The organism is Sphingobacterium sp. 2149 (assembly GCF_031455655.1).
Taxonomy (GTDB): Bacteria; Bacteroidota; Bacteroidia; order Sphingobacteriales; family Sphingobacteriaceae; genus Sphingobacterium.
In genome coordinates this window covers 112,281-133,175 of the sequence record NZ_JAVDTD010000016.1, presented here as the reverse complement: position 1 = coordinate 133,175, position 20,895 = coordinate 112,281, and the positions used below count along the sequence as shown (strand labels likewise).

Sequence of the window (20,895 nt, the reverse complement as noted above, 5' to 3'; positions counted from 1 at the left end):
ACACTATAAATATATGAAAATCAAACAATTAAAACAAATTATAAGCCTTAGATAATGCAAAAAAAAGAGACTGTCATTTTGAGACAGCCTCTTTTCTTATCTATTGCGTAACAGGTTTATTCCTGACCAGCACCAGCTACAGGAGCTTCGCCAGCAGGTTTATCCTGTTTTGGCTTGTCTTCTCTTGGAGGGCGCGGTAATAATGCTTTACGTGAAAGCTTCATCTTACCTTGTTTGTCAATGTCCAACAATTTTACAGTGACTTTATCCCCTTCTTTGAAGATACCGTCCATTGTTTCAAGACGCTTCCAGTCGATTTCAGAGATATGCAATAAACCATCTTTACCTGGCATGATTTCAACGAACGCACCAAATGCCATGATGGATTTCACCTTACCTTCGTAAGTCTCTCCAATCTCAGGTTTAGAAGCAATCGCTTTGATTCGGCCTACGGCATCATCTATAGCAGCTTTGTTATCGGCAAAAACCTGAACAACGCCTTTGTTATCAACTTCTTCAATTGAAATCGTAGCACCAGTTTCACGTTGCATTTCTTGGATAATTTTACCACCAGGTCCGATTACAGCGCCAATAAATTCTTTGTCGATCAACAATTGAACGATACGTGGTGCATGAGGTTTGTAATCTTCACGAGGAGCATCAATGGTTTTCTTCATCTCGCCTAAGATGTGCAAACGCGCTTCTTTTGCTTGATCCAACGCTTGCGTCAAGACCTCCCATTTCAAACCATTGATTTTTAAGTCCATTTGACAGGCAACGATACCCTTTTCAGTTCCAGTTACTTTAAAGTCCATATCTCCCAAATGATCTTCATCACCTAATATATCCGATAAGATCGCATATTTACCAGTTGTCTCATCAGAAATTAATCCCATGGCAATACCCGAAACTGGAGCTTTTAACTTCACACCAGCATCTAAAAGCGCTAATGTACCAGCACATACCGTTGCCATAGAAGACGAACCATTGGATTCTAGGATATCAGAAACTACGCGGATAGTATATGGATTTTCATTATCTGCCGGAAGAACCTGTTTCAATGAGCGCATAGCCAAGTTACCGTGACCAACTTCACGACGACCCGGACCTCTGTTAGGTCTGACCTCACCTGTAGAGAATGCAGGGAAGTTATAGTGAAGAATAAATTTATTATAACCGTTGATAAAAGCACCATCGATCATTTGCTCATCATCTTTAGCACCCAAAGTAACCGAAGTCAATGATTGTGTTTCACCACGTGTGAATACAGCCGAACCGTGCGCAGCAGGCAAGTAATCTACTTCAGACCAGATTGGACGAACTGTACGTACGTCACGACCATCTAAACGGATTCCTTCGTCCAATACAAGATTACGAACAGCATCATACTGCACATCGTGGAAATATTTCTTAAACAAGAACGCTGTATCATCATCCAATTCCTCAGGCATTGTTGCTCTATATTCTTCTGCAATCTTCGCAAAACTTTCAGAACGGTCATGTTTGGTAGATGCTGATTTTGCAATAGCATACACTTTATCGTAAGTAGCTGCAAAGATTGAATCTCTCAATTCTAAATTTTCTGGTTCGTGGTTGTATTCCCGTTTAACAGTTTTACCAACCAGATTAGCCAATTCTACCTGAGCTGCAACTTGCTTTTTGATTGCCTCGTGCGCAAAAGCAATGGCTTCTACCATTTCAGCTTCAGAAATTTCTTTTGCTTCACCTTCAACCATGCCAATATCTTGCGCAGAACCAGCAACGATAAATTCTAATGTTGCATTTTCCAGGTCAGATAATTTTGGGTTGATCACCAACTCACCGTTAATTTTCGCTACACGAACTTCTGAGATAGGACCATTGAAAGGAATATCAGATACTGCGATTGCCGCAGAAGCAGCCAAGCCTGCTAAAGCGTCAGGCATAATATCTTTATCTGCAGAAATTAAGCTAATTGCCACTTGAGTATCTGCATGATAATTTTCAGGGAACAAAGGACGCAATGCACGGTCTACCAAACGTGAGATCAACACCTCATAGTCTGACAATCTAGCTTCACGACGTAAGAAACCACCTGGAATACGGCCAGTTGCCGCATATTTTTCTTGATAATCTACAGATAAAGGTAAAAAATCGACGCCAGATTTAGCTTCTTTAGCAGAAACGACTGTCGCAAGCAACATCGTATTGCCTTGTTTTAATACTACAGCACCATCAGCTTGCTTTGCCAATTTTCCTGTAGACAATTCGATCTGGGTGCCATTACCCATATCGATGGTTGTTTTAATTTCGTTGTAATTCATTTAATCTTGTTTGCGACATGCTTTTCGTCTTGTTGGCAGCATGCCAATATTTTAAATACATTAGATTTCAGCACAAAGGTAAATTAAAATATTAAGATTAGTGCAATTAACAGCTGGCTAAATACGCAAATACTATATATCAATTCAATTTTTATTTTCGTTTCCCAAAAATGTGCCTTATACCTTACACAAGCTGAAAAGCTGCTGGAATCGAGGCTGGATTAAAATCTATCTCATTGAGCACATTTGACCGATAGCTTCCCTTTTTCAGATACAGCATAGTAAATCCCACAAATATTGAACTACCGACAAAATCGCCACATTTAACGGTCAAGTTTTTTGCCGGTATCACATCCTCTTTATACTTAACATCGTATTCCCATTCTACCTCTTTTATCTCTGTAGGCTCAAACTCATCAAAATCAAATGAGAAGGCATGAAATTTGAATACCACGGCATTGCATTTGTCAGGAAGGACCAGCGCTCTTTTGATATCAAACTCGGGGAATGATATTTTAAGATCTTTCTTCTTGTTCATGGAAACTACAGGATCGATAAAAAAATAATCTTGCATGTGGCAGTTTTCATTGAACTGAAAATTCACCAACATATCCAATATGCTGTTGCTCAGTGTACGGCTACCTTTATCCGAATCGAGGTTTGGCTTTATTGCACGATAGATCTGCCTATTTAGCCGATTGCCCATCTGCCCGTCATGAAGCTCTTGATGTATTTCGCCAAAACACATCCGTATCAGAGCACCGGCACGGCTTACATTTCCAAAATCCTTACCTGTCCGCTTGGTATCATTCGTCTGTTTGACACGATGTGGCCTGCTCTGCAAGTAGTTTTTATTGCCAACTTTTCTATTTACCAGCGGGCCAACTAGGCCTCTGATAAACCCATTGTCATTTATTCCCATACCTAAAGATCCCACAGCGACCGCCTACAATAAAGCATATTGTTGATTTTTAATAAATTACGAATCCGAGTAAAATGACAATTATAAAAATTGCAATTTTCAAGAGACTTTGTTGTAAATTGCTTATGGAAAAGTTCGCCCCAAGTTCGCCCCCCTCCCGACTTGTAAAAAACATACAGGCACAGTGAGAGCAGCTTAAAAGGTGGACTCAACGTGGACTCACTGTACACTCAAACTACTTACAGGGCGAACTTGGCAATAACTTGGTCTTAACTTGCCCCCTATCAAAGGGCTCTGCCAGCCGAAGCCCGAAGTTAGCGTAACCCATCCCGCTATACTCCATTTCTTATTTCAATTTTCAGTCTTTTTCGACTAATATTTGCATGGCTACGCTATCACGCTTAGCCTCGGGACAGAAGCTGACCATCCCTTTTAAAAATGTATACATTTTTTACAATACTTCGCTAAGAAATCTGTGCCGAATTTTGCTAAAAATAAGAGTACCTCATTTTTGTATAAATAAAAAAAAGCCATCCAAAATTGGATGGCTTTCTTAACACCTTTTTATAAAAGCTTATTTGATAATATCACGTAAACCTAGACCTTTAATGATCGCACGGTAACGGTTGATATCCTTTTTGTAAAGATAAGCTAATAATGAACGACGTTTACCTACTAACATTTGTAGGGCACGTTGTGTACCGAAATCTTTTCTGTTTTTTTTCAAGTGCTCAGTTAAGTGAGCAATTCTCTTAGTGAATAAAGCAACTTGACCTTCAGTAGATCCTGTGTTTGTAGCTGATCCAGCGAATTCTGCGAAGATGTCAGCTTTGTACTCTTTACTTAAATACATTTCCTGAATAATATTAAAGCGTTAAAAATTTTATTAATTGGCTGCAAAGATAGCAAAAGTATTTGGTTGCCAAAATATTTAACAAGCAAAGTTTCAGATGCTATTATACCTTTACATAGATCTTTTTCTTATCCAACCAATAGCAGATTACCCACATCAACGTCAGAAAGCAGAGCGAATAAACAAAAGAGCCAACTTCCGGGATTCCAGGTATTTTCGCACAGACGTATTTATAGAACCAGGCGAAAGCTTCGATGTATTGTTGCGAGCCGTCCTCTTTTAAGCCGTCAGGGATACGAAATAGTCCTAGAAAGCGTGGAAGAATACCGCTCAACACAAAGATGAACAGTGGATTTTTACCAAAAACATCAAAAAATTGTGTCAATTTATTTTTTACACCCTGCACCTCAATAAACCAGATCATGCCACCTATTGTCATGGTTGCCAAACCAGTTGTATAGAGCACATATGAACTCGTCCATATTTTTTTATTGATCGGAAAACCTAATGCCCATATCCACGCCAACACGACCAAAATAAATCCAGTCACAAACATGCCCGCCAATAATTTAAAATGCGGTTCGTTGGAAGCTGGAACTCTGGTCCACAGCCAATCCACCTGACCTTGTTTTTTAATAAATACACCGACCAAATAGCCAAATACAACCTGAACTACTGCTGGCAGCGTACTCATTAGCCCCTCAGGATCAAACGGCACGCCCTCGCCTCTGTAAACATGCGGTAAACCTAAAATAGCAATATCATACTTTGTGCCGAACCAGCCCGCTAAGCTATAGGGATCCGATCCGCCCGCGAATGCGCAAACAGCCCAGTATAGAAGCAAAATAGCTGCAGAGATCCAAATAATCGCTTTCTCTTTAAAATAGTAGGCTAATAAAGAAGCAAAACAATAAGCAATGGCAATACGCTGCAATACCCCAAGAATACGTATGCCCCGACTTGCATCATTTGGATCTACCCACTGTTTAAATACCAGCTCAGCTCCCTCCCATTTGATAAAAGGCCACCAGTTGATAAAAAGTCCGATGGCAAAAATCAAAATCGTCCTTTTAATTACTTTTTCCCAAAATACGGCGGGGCCAGCTTCCTGTAATCGAGGTATCACAAAAGACATGGCATTACCAACTGCGAAAAGAAAAAAAGGAAAAACCAGATCTGTAGGTGTGCATCCATGCCAGGCTGCATGTTTTAGCGGCGCAAACGTATAAGCCCATGTCCCCGGATTATTTACCATAATCATCAGTGCCACAGTAGCTCCACGAAAGACATCCAAGGAGTAATAGCGTTGTTTCATAATTAGATACTATAATTAAGAGGTAAATATAAGGTATTTGATATTCACTTTTATGCCTAATCTATAATTAAGAGGCATAAACAGGAGTTCTTTGGTGACAAGCTTGTTACAATCGTTAGCACCCTTCATTCCGTAAAAAATAAAGAAATCAAAACTTTTTAAAAAAAAACAAAAAGTTTTTGGAACTTACTTTTTTTTTAACATATCTTTAACGAAAGTTTAACCGACTTCTACTAACCATTCATTTACAATGGAAAACGAGATATTAATAAACCTTTATGTTGAATCGATGCTATCAATTGCTGATCTTGCTAAAAAGATAGCGAAAAGCACTCCCTCTGTAACTAAGGTTGTTAATCACTTAATTGAGCAAAATATAATAGTTGAATGTGGATTTGCAGAGTCAACTGGTGGACGCCGACCGATTCAATATACAATAAATGAAAACTCAGACAACTATATTCTTTCAATAGCATGCGATCAGTATTTTACAACAATCTCGATTTCTGATTTGCATAATAAGGTGATTGCAGAATATCGAGATATAGCAGTAGAATTAAAAGAAAAATCTTCGCTAGATACCATACTAAATCGTGCAGAGGAATTAATCCAAAAATCTACGATATCACTTGAAAACTTTATAGGTATTGGCGTCAGTATACCTGGATTTGTCAACAGCGAATTAGGCATAAATGAATCTTACCCCAAAGCTCATGGTCTATTTAATCTTAAGCACAATATTGAGAAAAGATTTAATATACCAACTGTGATAGAGAATGATTCTCGATGTATTGCGTTGGCAGAAAAACAATTGGGAATAGCCAAAGACCTTACCAGCTCTTTAATTATTAACCTTAACTGGGGTGTTGGACTGGGGATAATCATCAATAACACTATATTTAAAGGAACCGCTGGGTACGCGGGGGAATTTAGCCACATCCCCTTAGCAGATAACCAAATGCTCTGCTCTTGCGGCAAAAGGGGATGCCTAGAGGTTGTAGCATCACTCAATGCTGCGATAAAATATGTCGAGAATGATATTGAGAATGAGCAATACTCAATTTATAGCACTTTTATAAATAGTAACGACAATAAACTTGAAGCATTGTTTGATTCGATCAGAGTAGGTGATCAAGTTGCTATAAATAATATAGGAAAAATTGGCTATATGCTTGGAAAAGGTATTTCGACCTTAATTCATATTTTAAATCCGAAACAGATATTGATCAGCGGCCGTGGCGCTGAAGTTGGTCATATATTAGAACCGCATATTCAAATTGCGCTAAATGAATTTTGCATACCTGAGATTGCCAAAACAACACATTTGGCAATCTCTGAACTTCATAAAGATGCGCAAATAAAAGGTACAATGTGCCTCGTTGTAGAAAACCTAATACACCGAATATTTAAATCTAATTACACACAAATTAATCAGTAGAATATGAGTCTATTTTACAAAAAAACTGCAGGATTAGCGTTATGTACACTTTTTAGTGCGACATCGCTTTATGCGCAGCAAAGCATTTCTGGAATAGTTTCAGATGCGAAGGGACCTGTATCCGGGGCAACAGTTTCTGTAAAAGGAACAACTCGCGGTACGCAAACCGGAAGTAATGGGTCATTTACGATCCAAGCATCGCCGGGCGAAGTCTTACGGGTATCTATTGTTGGATACAAATCACAAGAAATAACTGTTGGTTCTTCAAAAACACTTAATATTAAATTAACTGAAGATGCTTCCGCTTTGGACGAAGTTGTGGTAACAGCAATGGGAATCAAAAGAGAGGCTAAAGCTCTCGGATACGCCTCATCGACAATAAGCTCGAAAGAGTTAACCCAAGCAGGTACGACAAACATTGGTTCGGCCCTTTATGGAAAAGCGCCTGGCGTGCAAATTAATTCCGCTCCAGGGGGAGCATCTAGTGCCGTTAACATTCAGATTCGTGGCATTAATTCCCTAAGTAACAACAGACAACCCTTATATGTGGTTGATGGGGTAATGATCAGAAACGATCAACAGGCAGGATCAAAAGGTTTAAACAACACTGGTGGTATTACTGACCCGGGGGGGCAAGCAATATGGTCTGACAATAGAATACGTGGAAACGGTATGTTAGATTTGAACCCTAACGATATTGAGTCCATGACAATTTTAAAAGGGGCCAGTGCGACAGCGTTATATGGTTCTGATGCTGCAAGTGGTGTTATTGTAATCACAACTAAAAAAGGTGTAAAAGGTAAAGGCCTTGGAATCGACTTCAATTACACTGGTTCTATCGAAACTGCTGCGTTTCTTCCGAGATTACAGTATGAGTACGGACCAGGATATGATGCTGCTACTAATTTACAAGTAGGCGGTACGGAAGAAGGCTGGATGACAAATCCAGCCTTCCCAGGTGACAGACTCTTGAACTACAATGCCTGGGGCCAATTTGGACCTAAATACGATGGTAAAGATGTTCGCTGGTGGGACGGTTCGTTAAGAAAGTACTCCGCTAATAAAGGCAATTATGGTGATATTTTCGATACTGGACACAATAGTAATTTTAATCTAAGTATTTCCAATCAAACAGAAAAAATAAATTATAGGTTATCAGCTTCCAATATGGACTACAAGGCAATTGTACCAGGTAGTAAGATGAATAAAAGTACCTTTAATTTAAATAGTACAATCAAGCTTGCTGATCGATTGGATTTGGATGTAGTTGCATCTTATATTAATACGATTACCAAAAATAGGCCCGGTTTAATGGGAGATGTTCTCGGTTCTTATGCGGGATTTTTTAGCGGTGCTGAAGACGTTGAGAAGATGAAAAACGAACTCTACCAGACCTCCGACGGCTACAGATACAATCCTTTTGGATCCAATAGACCTGGGGCATTTCCCGTTAATTATAGAGCTCTTAACCTATTAAACTACTTTTGGCAACAAAAACGTAACAGTTATGAGGAGAAGGAAAATCGCTTTTTGGGAAGTGCTACGTTAAACTGGGGTATATTAGATAAACTAAAGTTTAGAGGTCGATTAGGAACAGATTTTACTGGATTAAATATCGAAAATAAAGAACATAACGAGTACGCTGTCCAATATAATCAAACTAATAGTACCGGTAAATTTGAGGTTTCGAAAGGAATCTATAAGATTATTTATGGAGATGCCTTATTAACTTATGCAGACAAATTATCTGAAGACTTTGACTTTAGTTTAAGTGGAGGTTTTCAGTCTCGTATGGAAAACTATGATGATCAAATGTCCAGAACAGAAGGTGGTTTGGTTTCTGCAAATTGGTTTAGCTTAAATAATACCTTTGGCCAAGCTGTAACTACCCACGTTAGAAAGGAACTTATAAAATATGCCTACTTCGGCTTATTAAACCTTTCTTATAAAAACTATTTATTCTTGGAAGGGACAGCTCGTCAAGAGTATTCGTCAACATTGCCATCAAAAAACAACCCATATCATTATGGTTCCGTAAACACGAGTTTTGTGTTCTCTGACGCATTTAAATTACCTGAATTCTTTAGCTATGGAAAACTAAGAGCATCCTATGGGGTAGTTGGTAACGATGCACCAATTTATGCGTCAAATCTTGCTTTTAAACAAACATCATTAATAACGGTTAATGGTCCAGTGCCATCATTAGCTACTAATTCTTCCTATGGAAATGAAGATTTAAAACCTGAGAAAAAAACTGAAAAGGAAATTGGATTAGATTTGAAATTCTTAAAAAATAGATTAGGTCTAGATGTAAGCTATTATTCAAATTTTATCGATGATCAAATTATGCCTTTAAGTACGGCATTTTCAACTGGAGCGTCGACACAATTCCTTAATGTGGGTAAAATCTCGAATAAAGGGTGGGAAGTTTCATTGAACGGCACTCCGATTCAAACAGAAAATTTCAAATGGAATGCAAGACTAAACTTCTCAAATAACAAGTCCCGTCTAGATGAATTGATCAGTGGTGTACCAAAATTAATTTTCTATGATGCGGATCAAAGTTCCATCCGGATGGAAGCAAGACCTGGGGAGACCTTAGGAAATATATATGTGTTCCCTCGCGCGACAAATGAAAAAGGAGAATTTCTAATCTCTGATGAAGGTAATTATGTTATTGATAAGTCAACTTATGTTAAAGCGGGTAATATTATGCCGAAAGCAATCGGAGGATTATCAAATACTTTCAACTACAAAAACTTTAGCTTAGACTTTACTGCTGACTACAGATTTGGAGGACAAATGATTTCCACGCCGCATAAATACGCTTACGGAGCAGGTCGACTAGAAAGCACATTGGAATATCGTGAATCAGGAATAACTTTAGATGGCGTTAATCAAAACACAGGCGCTAAAAATGATGTTCATCTTTCTGGTGCTGAATATTATATTAATAATTTTTATTGGGGAAATAATGCTTGGAATGAGAAAGCGGCTGTGCTAGACAATAATTTCATTAAGCTAAGAGAGGTTGTTATTGGATATAATCTCCCAGAATCATTCACGCAAAAATTAAAATTGAATAGTTTACGTTTTTCTCTGATAGGAAGAAATCTCTTCTACTTCTATCGTTCCATTAAAGATATCGATCCAGAAGCACCTGTTGGAAATTATTGGTACTCCCAAGGTATTGATATCGGCTCCAATGCAGCAACAAGAAGTTTTGGTTTCTCTCTTAATGCTAAATTTTAACACTTAAAGCAATGAAAAAAATTAATAAAATACTATTATTCGGAAGTATTCTTTTAACATTAGGAAGCTTTCAGTCTTGTAAAACTGAGTTAGAGGATCGTTATACGGATCCAGAACAGACAACTTTACCCAATATACCAGCATTTTTTTCACAAATACTGAATAATTCTCGTTTAAGATCGGAATACTGGCATTACCGCACTTTTATATTGATGCATCAAGCAAAATATACACAAACAGCTTATTTTGCAAATGAAAATACAATGTATCAACAAAGTGATTCTTATATTAATGACTATTGGAAAGATTTTTATTCACCTGGCATAATTGGTGTTTATAGATCAATGGAAAGATCTTATAACAACTTATCTACGGAAGAAAAGGCAAGTCGCGATCTATACATGAATACTGCTAAAGTCATTTTATTTGATCAAGCTTCAAAATTGGTTGATAATTTCGGAGATATTCCTTTTTCTGAAGCTGGAAGTCTTCCTTTAACAGATGTCATTAAGCTTGGAAAATTTGATGATCAAAAGGAATTGTATACTTTGTTTATCAATGGGCTAAAAGAAATTAATACTTTTTTGAAAACAGCAAAAAGTACATCAGAATTTAACAGAGCAGATATTCTAAACTCTGGAGATTTAACCAAATGGCGAAAATATACGAATTCTTTACGTTTACGCTTATTGATGAGAATTTCCAATGTTGATGAAAATAAAGCTAAAACTGAGATTATGGACATGCTAAACAACCCAACAGAGTATCCATTGGTTGATGGCGACAACAACGGGGATTATAGCACTGGATCACAAGATATACTTTTACAGCCTTTGAAAACGTATAACTCTAGCTTATTAGATGCACTAATAGAACTTCCAAGTTATTATGCACCTGATTATATGCTGAATACCGTTTTAAAAACTGCAAATGATCCTCGTACTGCTGTACTATTCGATAAGTTTGGAGAAACAGTAAACGGAAAATTTGTTCCCAATAAGGAATATCAAGCAATGCCCATTACATTCACTACAGCCCAAGCAGACGCACAATTCAGGAAGTATTCAGTAATAGATTCTGCAACTACATGGATCAATAATAAACTGCCTGGCGTTTTGATGACTGCCACTGAGACAAACTTAATTAAAGCAGAAGCCCAAGAAAGATGGGGTACTGATGCTGCGGCAAAAACAGCGTATGAAACAGCAGTAAAGCAGTCTGTAAGCTTCTATTATTATCTTAATGAGAGCTCTTCAAATAATGCGAAAGCTACTAAACCAAGTAGCGAAGTAATTAATAAATTTGTCACTGAATCAAACATAGTTTTCAGTGGGGATAAAAACGCTAAATTAAAACTTATAGGGACACAAAAATGGTTACATTTTGGTTGGTTACAGGGCGAACAAGCATGGTCGGAATACCGAAGAACAGGATATCCAATTCTGCCAGCGTTTCCAGTTTCTACATTGAATGGATTTCAGCGTCCTCCTGTACGATTGACGTATCCTTCATCAGAGATTACTAACAATAGTGAAAACTACCAAGCTGTAAGATCTAAAGATACACGCGATACCAAAATTTTCTGGGACGTTAACTAACGCCATTTCACGCTTAATTATAGAAAGCCACCTAAGGTGGCTTTCTTTTTATCACTTTCACTATATTTATACATGCAAAAACTAAAAACCATTATATCCACTGCGTTTATCGCTTCAAGCGCAACCCTAGCGTTCGGCCAGGCACATAACGTATCTGCCGGCTACCAAAAACCGACAGATCCATTAGTGATTGAAAATCTCGAACAATGGCAAGATATGAAGTTTGGACTTTTCATGCACTGGGGAACGTATAGCCAATGGGGTATTGTTGAAAGCTGGAGCTTGTGCCCAGAAGACGAAGGCTGGACACAACGAAAACCAGAGCATGGAGCGACCTACAACGAGTATGTAAAAAATTACAACAATCTACAGACTACCTTCAATCCTACCGATTTCAACCCACAAAAGTGGGCTGATGCCGCTAAAGGCGCCGGAATGAAATACGTGGTCTTCACCACAAAACATCACGATGGGTTTGCGATGTTCGACACCAAGGAGTCCGATTATAAGATCACGTCTTCTAAAACACCGTTTTCGACTAATCCTAAAGCAAATGTGACCAAAGAAATTTTTAATACATTTCGCAACGACGGTTTTAAAATCGGTGCATATTTTTCAAAACCTGATTGGCACACAGATTTTTACTGGTGGAGTTACTTTCCCCCAAAAGACCGTAATGTAAACTATGATCCTCAAAAACACCCGGATCGCTGGGAAAAATTCAAAAACTATACCTATAACCAGATCAACGAATTAACCTCAGAATATGGAAAAGTTGATATCCTTTGGTTAGATGGAGGCTGGGTACGCCCTTTTAAAACAATTGATCAGTCTGTCGATTGGCAAAGAACAATCAAAGTGGAACAAGATATCGACATGGACCGCATCGGTAATATGGCGAGAAAAAATCAACCCGGAATTATTGTCGTAGATCGTACTGTACCCGGAAATTGGGAAAATTATGTTACCCCCGAACAAGCGATTCCTGAACATCCTTTGGATATTCCATGGGAAAGCTGCATTACAATGGGTGATTCGTTCAGCTATGTTCCCAACGACAACTACAAACCAACCAAGAAGCTTGTAGAAACATTGGTGAAAATCATTTCCCGTGGCGGAAACTACCTATTAAACATAGCGCCTGGCCCTAATGGAGACTACGACCAAGCGGCTTACGATCGCTTGAACGAACTGGCAGCCTGGATGAAAATCAATCAAACTGCCGTGTTTGCAACACGGACCATTGCCCCATATCACCAAGGTGACTATTACTACACCCGAAGCAAGGACAGTAAAGTGGTCAATGTATTCCATCTTTCTGAAGGTGATGCTTACCAACAGCCGAATGAATACGTTTTCGAAGTACCTGATAATTTTAATGTAAAAAAAATTGCTATTTTAGGTCATAAAGGTAAATTAGACTGGTCTCAACGTGGTAACCAAATTACATTGAGAAGCCCCGGCACACGATTTAACTATGCTACCGCAATCCAATTGCAAAGCAAATAGAATAAAATTGCGCTGCATTAAAAGCAGCGCAATTTTAACATTTTATAAAGTCACCAGTTAGGAGTGACCGCCTGTACATTTTGAACCCCAAAAGCTTCTGCACAGGCAAAAGAAAATGATACTTAAACCAACGAGTCAGGTTTTTAAACCTTCAATTCCAATGAAAAAAATCACCGTACTTTCGACACTATTCGCGCTGCTCCTATCTTCTTGCGCCACCTACAAACCACAAATTCTCCGTTCAGAACAAATTTTCCAGGCAGGTGAGGTTCCATTCAAGCAATGCCATGCATCCACCATTCAAGTCATCGGAAAAGACAGTTTATTGGCAGCCTGGTTTGGCGGCACACACGAATCTAACCCCGACGTGGTTATCTGGAGCTCCCTATATCACCATGGGCAATGGCAGCCTCCTGTACAGATTGCAGACGGCATCTTTGGCGATACCCGCTTTCCAACATGGAACCCGGTCTTCTATCAATACCCACACAGCGACACCCTCTCTTTATATTATAAAATAGGGCCCAACCCGAGAGAATGGAAGGGGTACGTTAAACATTCGCTAGATAAGGGTACTAGCTGGTCGGAGGCGCAACAATTGCCTGAAGGTATATTAGGACCTATCAAAAACAAGCCTATCACCTTGAATAACGGTCTGCTTCTCTCCCCTTCCAGCACGGAATCCAAGGAAGAAATTTGGAAAGCACACGTCGAAATTAGCCGGGATCATGGCCGCTCGTGGTCCGTCAGTCCGATTCGCCCTGATACAAGTGTCCAGGTGATTCAACCCAGTATCATCCAACATGCCGATGGCCGTATTCAGGTGCTCTGTCGAAGTAAAGAAAATAAGGTAATGGCGGCTTTTTCAAGAGATCAGGGCCTTACATGGAGCCCTTGGGAAGCAACCAATTTACTCAATCCAAATTCAGCCACTGATGCTATTCGTCTGAAAAATGGCCTCTTTATGATCGTCTTCAACCCGTCAATCGCTGGCAACGACTGGTGGGAAGGACGCACAAAACTCCATGTCGCCATATCGAAGGATGGTTTACTGTGGAAAGATGTCTTAACCCTCGAAGATGGGGTAAAGAACGACGAGTATTCTTATCCAACAATCATTCAGGACGCCAATGGTCTAATCCATATTACGTATACGTGGAACAGGAAAAATATTAAGCATATTGTACTGAGGTAACTTTCTTGATCAGAAACAGCAGCAGTAGATCCGACCAGGAAGCCAAGCTATCGATACAGCAAAAAGAGACTGTCTAACATTTAATCTAAATCGCTGTAGATCGGATATTCGAAATAGTACAGGAGTTTGAAATGACACAGTAGGTAGTTTCAACGACCAACATTAAAAAAAAATGGGGCGGTCCAAAAAAATTGGACCGCCCCATGTCATATTTCGTGTTTCGAATTTAATAATCCTTTGTTAAAACCGTTTCTCCTTTAAGTCGTATATCATTCGAAGATGCACCAACCAAGAGTTTAAACTTACCTTTTTCTGTCTTCCATTCGTTGCTTGCATTCCAGAGTTTCAGATCTTCTTTGGTCAATTGAAAAGAATAGCTCTCTTTCTTCCCTGCTGTAATATTTCGACGCTCAAAACGCTTCAATTGCATGACTGGCGTCACAACCGAACTCACCTCATCCACAACATATAACTGAGCAACTTCATCGCCAGCCAATTTTCCCGTATTAGCAATATCAAACGACACCGTACATGTAAAATCATGCGCAGACTCATTCAAAGAAATCTGTAAATTAGAGTACTCAAAACTGCTGTAGCTCAATCCATAGCCAAACGGATATAATGGACTGGCCGACATTTCTACATAGTCGTGATGTTTCGGTTTTGTATGATTGTAATGTACTGGTAGCTGCCCAACAGACCGAGGTACTGAAATCGGTAATCTTCCTGCGGGATTGTAGTCGCCAAACAAGACATCTGCAATAGCCAAGCCTCCTTCCTGTCCTGGATACCAAGCATTCACTATCGCAGGCACATGCTCTGCTGCCCAATTCAGGTTTAACGGTCTCCCCATAATTGTTACAAGTACAACGGGTTTTCCTGTTGCCTGTATTGCCTGCATCAACTTGATCTGATCGCCCATCATATCTAGCGAAACGCGGTCAAAGCCCTCTCCACTCTCCATATCACTCACGGTATTGGGGTCCACATTGGCTGCTCCGGTTGCCTGATAGGAGGTTTTAAAATCACGTGCGCTTGAACCTCCTAAAACTAAAATCACCGCATCAGCCTCTTTAGCAGCTGCTACGGCTCCAGCGATATCCGAATGACTTGTATCCCGTATTGCACAGCCTTTAACATAATCAATTTTGGTACTTTTACCAACTGCAGACCGGATTCCCATTAAGAGGGTCTGAATTTTACCGTCGGCCTGTGGCGCGGTATAATCGCCCAACTGATTATAAGCATTGTCAGCATTAGGACCTATAACGGCTATTCGATTCAACGATTTACTCAACGGTAGAAGTTGCTGATCATTTTTTAGCAAAACAATCGACTCGCGGGCTACTTGCCTCGCAAGCATTTTATGCTGTGGTGTAGCGACTTTTTGAGCAACTAATTTCTCATCCACATAAGGTTGATCAAAAAGGCCAAGATTGAACTTCATCCGCAATACACGGGCAACTGCCGTATCGAGAACAGCAGATTCAACAAGCCCTTGCCGCACAGCCTTAAGCAAATTTGAACCATAGCCAGTCCCGCTTAAATCAACATCCAATCCCGCATGAATACTTTGCGAAGCAGCATCTTCGCCAGTAGCAGCAGTAGCGTGACCGCCGTTGAGACCCGATATGCTCAATAAATCCGACACAACAAAACCGGTAAATCCCCAGTCTTTACGTAGAACGTCTTTTAACAACCAAGGATTGGCTGAACAAGGAATACCGTCAATACTGTTATATGCAGTCATGACCGACCCAGCGCCTGACTTTACAGCACGCTCAAAAGGCGGAAGGAAATATTGCCTGAGGCTACGCTCGCCAAATGATACGGACTCGCCATTGTGTCCTCCATCTGGAGCAGCGTAGGCGACAAAATGCTTTAATGTACCTATTATTTTATCGCGTTGCCCTAACTTCTCGCCCTGAAAACCACGGATCATTGCAGTTCCCATTTGTCCAATTAGGTAGGGATCCTCACCATAAGTTTCTTCCGTACGTGACCAACGGGGATCTCGCGCTAAATCAAGCACAGGACCGTATCCGTTTTTACCGCCCACTGCATAGGTCTCCTTAGCAATCGTCGATGCCATATCCTGAATCAACTGTGGATTCCAGGTACTCGCTTGCCCAATAGCAGTAGGGAAAACGGTTGCACCAATGGCCATATGTCCGTGTGGCGCCTCCTCAGACAATAATAACGGAATCCCCAGTCGTGTACTATCCACCATATAACGTTGGATCGCATTTGTAGCACGCGCAGCTTCTACCGGGCTCAAACCATTCAATAAGGTTTTCTGTGTCCAAGGATCGGCTCGCAATGTCGCCCACAATAACCCAATATGCTGCTCTTTTGCTGCTTTCCGTAGTTTATTGCTAATCGTTACCTGCTTTCCATCTTTCGTATACATTTCCCAGCCAAGTAATTTACTCAACTGCCCGACCTTCTCCTCCACAGTCATTCTTCCCAATAGATCACTTACCCTCTTTTCGGTAGGTAAAGTACGGTTTTTATACGGAAATTGTTGGGCTTGAAGTTGTGGACAGAGCAATGTTCCCATTGCGGCCAAAAGTAATATACGGACTTTCATAAGTGGATTGTTATTTTTCTATTTCTATGCTTTATCATGGCCCGGATTAGCACATCACTAGGCTATGCAACCGGTTTCCAAAACACTAAATTAACGATTTAGCATCAATAATCAAGTTAAATTTTGATTCCCCTTAGAGCACTTCACGCCACAGACCTGGCTGGTCGGTCTGAATGAGACGCACAAACGGATATTTTTCCAAGAAAGACCGATAAGCCATGCTTCCACTCTTTGCCGCTTGATCGTCATATTCCCCCAAACTATTCATCCAAAAATAAATACCCTGTTTGCGCAGCTGGTCGAGTTCTTCGGTTTCTATAAACGACTCATCAAGATGGACAACCGTCGTTAATTTCATCTTGAGTATAGCCGCTAGGTCAGCTATGCTACGTGCTCTGGGGAACAGCGTAATCGTGGGATTGAGTTTGTAAGTCTTCGGCATGTCTTTGTAATCGTAAAGGAAAAACAGTACTTGGTCTTCCATCCCCTCCTGTTCAATAAGCGTATAAGTTGTCTTCACAAATTCTTTCCGATCCTCCTTAAAATCCAGATCAACAAGGATTTTACCCTTTGCTACACGCAAAGCTTCTGATAAGGTCGGAATCACATGTTCCGATTCTCCTCCATGGGCCTGGGTGCGTAAGTGGAGCTTTTGAAGCTCAGCATAGGTATGTTTGGCGACCTCTCCTTGTCCCGTTGTCGTACGGTTCACTGTTTTATCATGCATCAGCACCAGTACACCGTCTTTGCTGGCCCGTACATCGACCTCTACGACGGAAGCTCCTTGTCGAATGGCCTCTTCAATCGCAGCAATTGAGTTTTCTGGCTGTTTCAAATGAGCGCCCCGGTGCGCTGCAATGTGAACACTTTGTTGATTTAACTTTTTAATCAAATCAGCCGACTGACCATATACCGCTGTTGTCAAACTCACTATCATACTCAGTAAGATAGCAGAAAATAAAATCTTTTTCATTGCTATATAGCTCTTTTTTCAAAACTTCTATTTTTTTGTCATTTCAAAAGAATCAAACAGCTGACCATTCAGCATGTAGCTTGAAAAATACAGCTTATTGTTGTTCAGTTTAATGACCTGATATAGTTGCGTCTGTGAGGTTGCGCGATCCATCCAGCGTTCGGAATCTGACGCATACATTTTCGGTCCGGCGACGGATAAAACGTAAATAGGACGCTTTTTACCAAGCCCTCCACGTGCATAGGTATGATCATGTCCCTGAAGGACCAAATCCACTCCATATTTCTCAAAAATAGGTTTAAAGCGTTCTCTCAAGATGGTATTGTCACGATTTTTAGCCGTAGAGTATACGGGATGGTGCATGACAACAATGTTCCATTTTTTTGGTGATGATGACAACACATTCTCCAGCCATTTTTCCTGCACTGCTGCTGCGGTGGAGTCTAGCATTATCAATTGAGAATTTAGGGAAATGATTCGCAGATCCTGATAATCCAAATAATAAACAGCATCCTGCATGTTCTCAGGGCCATTCTTAGGCAAGTTGAACTGTACTTTCCAATGCGGATCCAATACCAGTTTGCCAAGCGAGTCGCGGCGGTACTCGTGATTCCCAGGTGTTGGGATAGCCGGAATTAGCTGATGTATAAATCCTGCGGCCTCATGCCATTCTGCCCACTCTTCGTCGGCATTCGAGCGATTGATCAGGTCGCCGGCATGAACAATAAAGCGAGCATTCGCTTCCTGTTGAAAAGCACGACGGATGGCACGTGCCCATCGTGACCGTAGGTCATTCTGCGCATCGCCCAAATAGATAAACGAAAAGGCGCCAGAATTCTCCGCAGTTCTGAATTGATTCCAGGAACTCCAAATGGTGCCATCTCCTACCCGATAGGCATAGACGGTTCCGGGTTTCAGGTCACGGAAGGTTACCTGTCCATAGGTATCGGCTTGTTGCCCTTGCTCGAGAGACACTCCTATTCCCTGTGCTGAAATCGCTTTTGCTTCAAGTTCAGGATTACGCTGTTCTTCAACAACCTGACCAATAATTTTAGTCTTATCGGCATTGACACGCCACGAAACAGACTGCGTGTGGCTGGGATCATCGGACCAGGTCAATGTAATCCGGTCTGGCTGTTTATACGCGTTGGCGGTCTGGCTTTTTGCTTCAAATAAAGTACAGCAAACGCCGATGACAAGTAGAATATGTTTTATTTTCATTTTTATATTGATTTTATAAGCGATTGAACCGCTTGTTTTACTGACTTTCCATTTTACGATCAGTACTTACCATGGCTTATTAGTTCCTTGTAGTAACCAAGTTTTTGACCATGCACTATTTTCATTATCTGCCTGTGAATATGCTGTCTTTTCAATACGCTTTAAGGTCTCTTCTGCATTTTTTTGATTCACACTCATTTCGGTTTGCATATAAGGCACACGCACAGGAAGTTGTGTACGAATAGCTGCGGGCCCTGCTTTGAGTGCAGGATATCCCGTCCTTCTATAATCAAACCACGATTGTGCGGCAGTAGACCAGCTTGCGATCCATTTTTGTTCAATAATTTGCGCTTGGCTATTTTCAAAAATTACCCCTTTCTGACGGATATAATTGGAATATTCTGTTGCCTTACCCCAACTGGTCAAAGATTCTTGAATGGCACGCTCATAATAGGTTTTAGCTGCCTCAGGCATCTTCCATCCTTTCCAGGCGGCCTCCGCTAAAATGAAATTTACTTCTGAAGCCGAAAGTAGTCTCGCCTTCAATAAACCTCCTTTTGCCGAGCGATAGCTATCATTTAGGTAAGAAACATGTGGATTGATTGAAGTCTGCCCCGGCGTCGGATTAAGGTTGTAAGCCGAGGGATTTTTAGAAACACTTGGCGGCAATCCAACATATTCTTTGTCTGTATCAACAGGTACCCCTTTGACTATGTCAGGCGACACAATACGAACACCGTTGACGATCTTATCTGTCCCTGAGGGTTCACTACTGCGGATCTCAATGGGGATATCAATTTTTCTTGCCCAAACCATTAGACGAGGGTCGCCAAGCTCCTGTAGTCGATCGACCAATGTTGCACACATTTTCATTCGTCTAAAATTACTGCCGCTGGCATCATACAACGTATTGGAAGGCCAGGAATCATTCGCATTATTTCCAACAAAATCCATGAGTACATCATCCGTCGAACTAGTAATTAATGGAAATTTGTCTGTATTGGCAAGCATACTTTCAATACCCTGTTTGGCAAAAGCCGGAGACTTTTCCGAAAGACGCATGTAATACCGCAAAGCTAACGAGTTGGCAAATCGCCGCCATTTAGAAGCCTTACCTCCAAAATACACATCCGCATTGGCTAGCACCTCATAAGAGGCATCAGGCCGCGATAGGATTTCATTAGCCTGTAACAATTCGTCGATTATACCGCTGTAAATAACTTCCTGGCCGTCATATTTCGGAAAATTATATACTGCATCTCCGAGTTCCGCCTTTAACGCGTCGGTATAAGGCGCATCCCCCCAAAGATCACTCACCAGTCCAAATAAATAGGCGCGCATCACCAACGAAACTCCTTTATGGAAATCCAGTCCTAATTTCTCCGCTCGTCTGCGCATAAGCTCATTGTCCCGTAAAAAGCCATAATAAGCATCCCAGCTCAAAATTCCCCCAGTCCATTCATAATCATTATGTGAATTGAACCAGGCATCTAATTGCGTATGCTGCATCACTCCGCCAAGATCTGAGAAACTTAGTTCATTATATTTCTTTGCCGCCCCTGTTAATATTGTTGGCAATAAAAGATTGGGATTTGCATCCTCTTCACTTACCCCATTCGGATTAATATTAAGTTCGGTCAGATCTTTACAAGCTGAAATATTCCATACGATTCCAAGGCCCACTAACGCCATGGTAAAGCGCTTCAACTGATTTTTCATTTATGTC

Annotated in this window: 13 protein-coding genes; 5 read left to right on the top strand and 8 right to left on the bottom strand. The window is 40.6% G+C overall.

Features of this window, described 5'->3' with window-relative positions:
* Positions 1 to 116 precede the first annotated feature (116 nt).
* The 4 genes from pnp to J2X77_RS21185 form a co-directional block, all read right to left on the bottom strand.
* Positions 117 to 2,303, bottom strand: coding sequence for a polyribonucleotide nucleotidyltransferase (gene pnp / locus J2X77_RS21200; protein WP_209578667.1), 2,187 nt, complete (start codon positions 2,301 to 2,303; stop codon positions 117 to 119).
* 184 nt (positions 2,304 to 2,487) lie between these two features.
* Complete coding sequence (locus J2X77_RS21195) at positions 2,488 to 3,225, bottom strand: hypothetical protein (RefSeq protein ID WP_310082368.1); 738 nt, start codon at positions 3,223 to 3,225, stop codon at positions 2,488 to 2,490.
* A 574-nt stretch (positions 3,226 to 3,799) separates the two neighbouring features.
* The gene (rpsO, locus tag J2X77_RS21190) at positions 3,800 to 4,078 is read right to left on the bottom strand and encodes a 30S ribosomal protein S15 (RefSeq protein ID WP_046674145.1); all 279 of its coding nucleotides are present in this window, start codon (positions 4,076 to 4,078) and stop codon (positions 3,800 to 3,802) included.
* A 103-nt stretch (positions 4,079 to 4,181) separates the two neighbouring features.
* A complete protein-coding gene (locus tag J2X77_RS21185; protein ID WP_310082363.1) occupies positions 4,182 to 5,393 on the bottom strand; it encodes a heparan-alpha-glucosaminide N-acetyltransferase domain-containing protein in 1,212 nt (403 codons plus the stop codon).
* A 250-nt stretch (positions 5,394 to 5,643) separates the two neighbouring features.
* Between J2X77_RS21185 and J2X77_RS21180 the strand changes: the two genes are divergently transcribed.
* From J2X77_RS21180 to J2X77_RS21160, 5 genes are all read left to right on the top strand, one after another.
* Positions 5,644 to 6,831: an ROK family protein gene (locus tag J2X77_RS21180; protein ID WP_293939518.1), complete on the top strand. Its 1,188-nt coding sequence runs from the start codon at positions 5,644 to 5,646 to the stop codon at positions 6,829 to 6,831.
* Between the two features lie 3 nt (positions 6,832 to 6,834).
* A complete protein-coding gene (locus tag J2X77_RS21175; protein ID WP_209578671.1) occupies positions 6,835 to 10,083 on the top strand; it encodes a SusC/RagA family TonB-linked outer membrane protein in 3,249 nt (1,082 codons plus the stop codon).
* 11 nt (positions 10,084 to 10,094) lie between these two features.
* Positions 10,095 to 11,681, top strand: coding sequence for a SusD/RagB family nutrient-binding outer membrane lipoprotein (locus J2X77_RS21170; protein WP_310082361.1), 1,587 nt, complete (start codon positions 10,095 to 10,097; stop codon positions 11,679 to 11,681).
* A 72-nt stretch (positions 11,682 to 11,753) separates the two neighbouring features.
* Positions 11,754 to 13,190 carry an alpha-L-fucosidase gene (locus tag J2X77_RS21165; RefSeq protein WP_293939512.1) on the top strand — a complete coding sequence of 479 codons (1,437 nt, stop codon included), beginning with the start codon at positions 11,754 to 11,756 and terminating at the stop codon, positions 13,188 to 13,190.
* Between the two features lie 160 nt (positions 13,191 to 13,350).
* Positions 13,351 to 14,385 carry a sialidase family protein gene (locus J2X77_RS21160; protein ID WP_310082357.1) on the top strand — a complete coding sequence of 345 codons (1,035 nt, stop codon included), beginning with the start codon at positions 13,351 to 13,353 and terminating at the stop codon, positions 14,383 to 14,385.
* A 226-nt stretch (positions 14,386 to 14,611) separates the two neighbouring features.
* On the opposite strand, the gene J2X77_RS21155 is transcribed toward J2X77_RS21160, so the two are convergent.
* The 4 genes from J2X77_RS21155 to J2X77_RS21140 all read right to left on the bottom strand — a co-directional run bounded on the left by J2X77_RS21155 (position 14,612) and on the right by J2X77_RS21140 (position 20,888).
* Positions 14,612 to 16,975, bottom strand: a complete 2,364-nt coding sequence (locus J2X77_RS21155; protein ID WP_209578675.1) for a glycoside hydrolase family 3 N-terminal domain-containing protein — start codon at positions 16,973 to 16,975, stop codon at positions 14,612 to 14,614.
* A 133-nt stretch (positions 16,976 to 17,108) separates the two neighbouring features.
* Positions 17,109 to 17,948: a glycerophosphodiester phosphodiesterase family protein gene (locus J2X77_RS21150; RefSeq protein ID WP_209578676.1), complete on the bottom strand. Its 840-nt coding sequence runs from the start codon at positions 17,946 to 17,948 to the stop codon at positions 17,109 to 17,111.
* A 27-nt stretch (positions 17,949 to 17,975) separates the two neighbouring features.
* Entirely contained in the window at positions 17,976 to 19,169 is a 1,194-nt protein-coding gene (locus J2X77_RS21145; protein WP_310082354.1) for a metallophosphoesterase family protein, read from the bottom strand.
* A gap of 66 nt (positions 19,170 to 19,235) precedes the next feature.
* Positions 19,236 to 20,888: a SusD/RagB family nutrient-binding outer membrane lipoprotein gene (locus J2X77_RS21140; RefSeq protein WP_310082352.1), complete on the bottom strand. Its 1,653-nt coding sequence runs from the start codon at positions 20,886 to 20,888 to the stop codon at positions 19,236 to 19,238.
* Between the last annotated feature and the right edge of the window lie 7 nt (positions 20,889 to 20,895).

What these genes read in the sequence shown, in the direction of transcription:
- pnp (WP_209578667.1), bottom strand. Translation starts at nt 2,303, where the DNA reads ATGAATTACAACGAAATTAAAACAACCATCGATATGGGTAATGGCACC.
- J2X77_RS21195 (WP_310082368.1), bottom strand. Translation starts at nt 3,225, where the DNA reads ATGGGAATAAATGACAATGGGTTTATCAGAGGCCTAGTTGGCCCGCTG.
- rpsO (WP_046674145.1), bottom strand. Translation starts at nt 4,078, where the DNA reads ATGTATTTAAGTAAAGAGTACAAAGCTGACATCTTCGCAGAATTCGCT.
- J2X77_RS21185 (WP_310082363.1), bottom strand. Translation starts at nt 5,393, where the DNA reads ATGAAACAACGCTATTACTCCTTGGATGTCTTTCGTGGAGCTACTGTG.
- J2X77_RS21180 (WP_293939518.1), top strand. Translation starts at nt 5,644, where the DNA reads ATGGAAAACGAGATATTAATAAACCTTTATGTTGAATCGATGCTATCA.
- J2X77_RS21175 (WP_209578671.1), top strand. Translation starts at nt 6,835, where the DNA reads ATGAGTCTATTTTACAAAAAAACTGCAGGATTAGCGTTATGTACACTT.
- J2X77_RS21170 (WP_310082361.1), top strand. Translation starts at nt 10,095, where the DNA reads ATGAAAAAAATTAATAAAATACTATTATTCGGAAGTATTCTTTTAACA.
- J2X77_RS21165 (WP_293939512.1), top strand. Translation starts at nt 11,754, where the DNA reads ATGCAAAAACTAAAAACCATTATATCCACTGCGTTTATCGCTTCAAGC.
- J2X77_RS21160 (WP_310082357.1), top strand. Translation starts at nt 13,351, where the DNA reads ATGAAAAAAATCACCGTACTTTCGACACTATTCGCGCTGCTCCTATCT.
- J2X77_RS21155 (WP_209578675.1), bottom strand. Translation starts at nt 16,975, where the DNA reads ATGAAAGTCCGTATATTACTTTTGGCCGCAATGGGAACATTGCTCTGT.
- J2X77_RS21150 (WP_209578676.1), bottom strand. Translation starts at nt 17,948, where the DNA reads ATGAAAAAGATTTTATTTTCTGCTATCTTACTGAGTATGATAGTGAGT.
- J2X77_RS21145 (WP_310082354.1), bottom strand. Translation starts at nt 19,169, where the DNA reads ATGAAAATAAAACATATTCTACTTGTCATCGGCGTTTGCTGTACTTTA.
- J2X77_RS21140 (WP_310082352.1), bottom strand. Translation starts at nt 20,888, where the DNA reads ATGAAAAATCAGTTGAAGCGCTTTACCATGGCGTTAGTGGGCCTTGGA.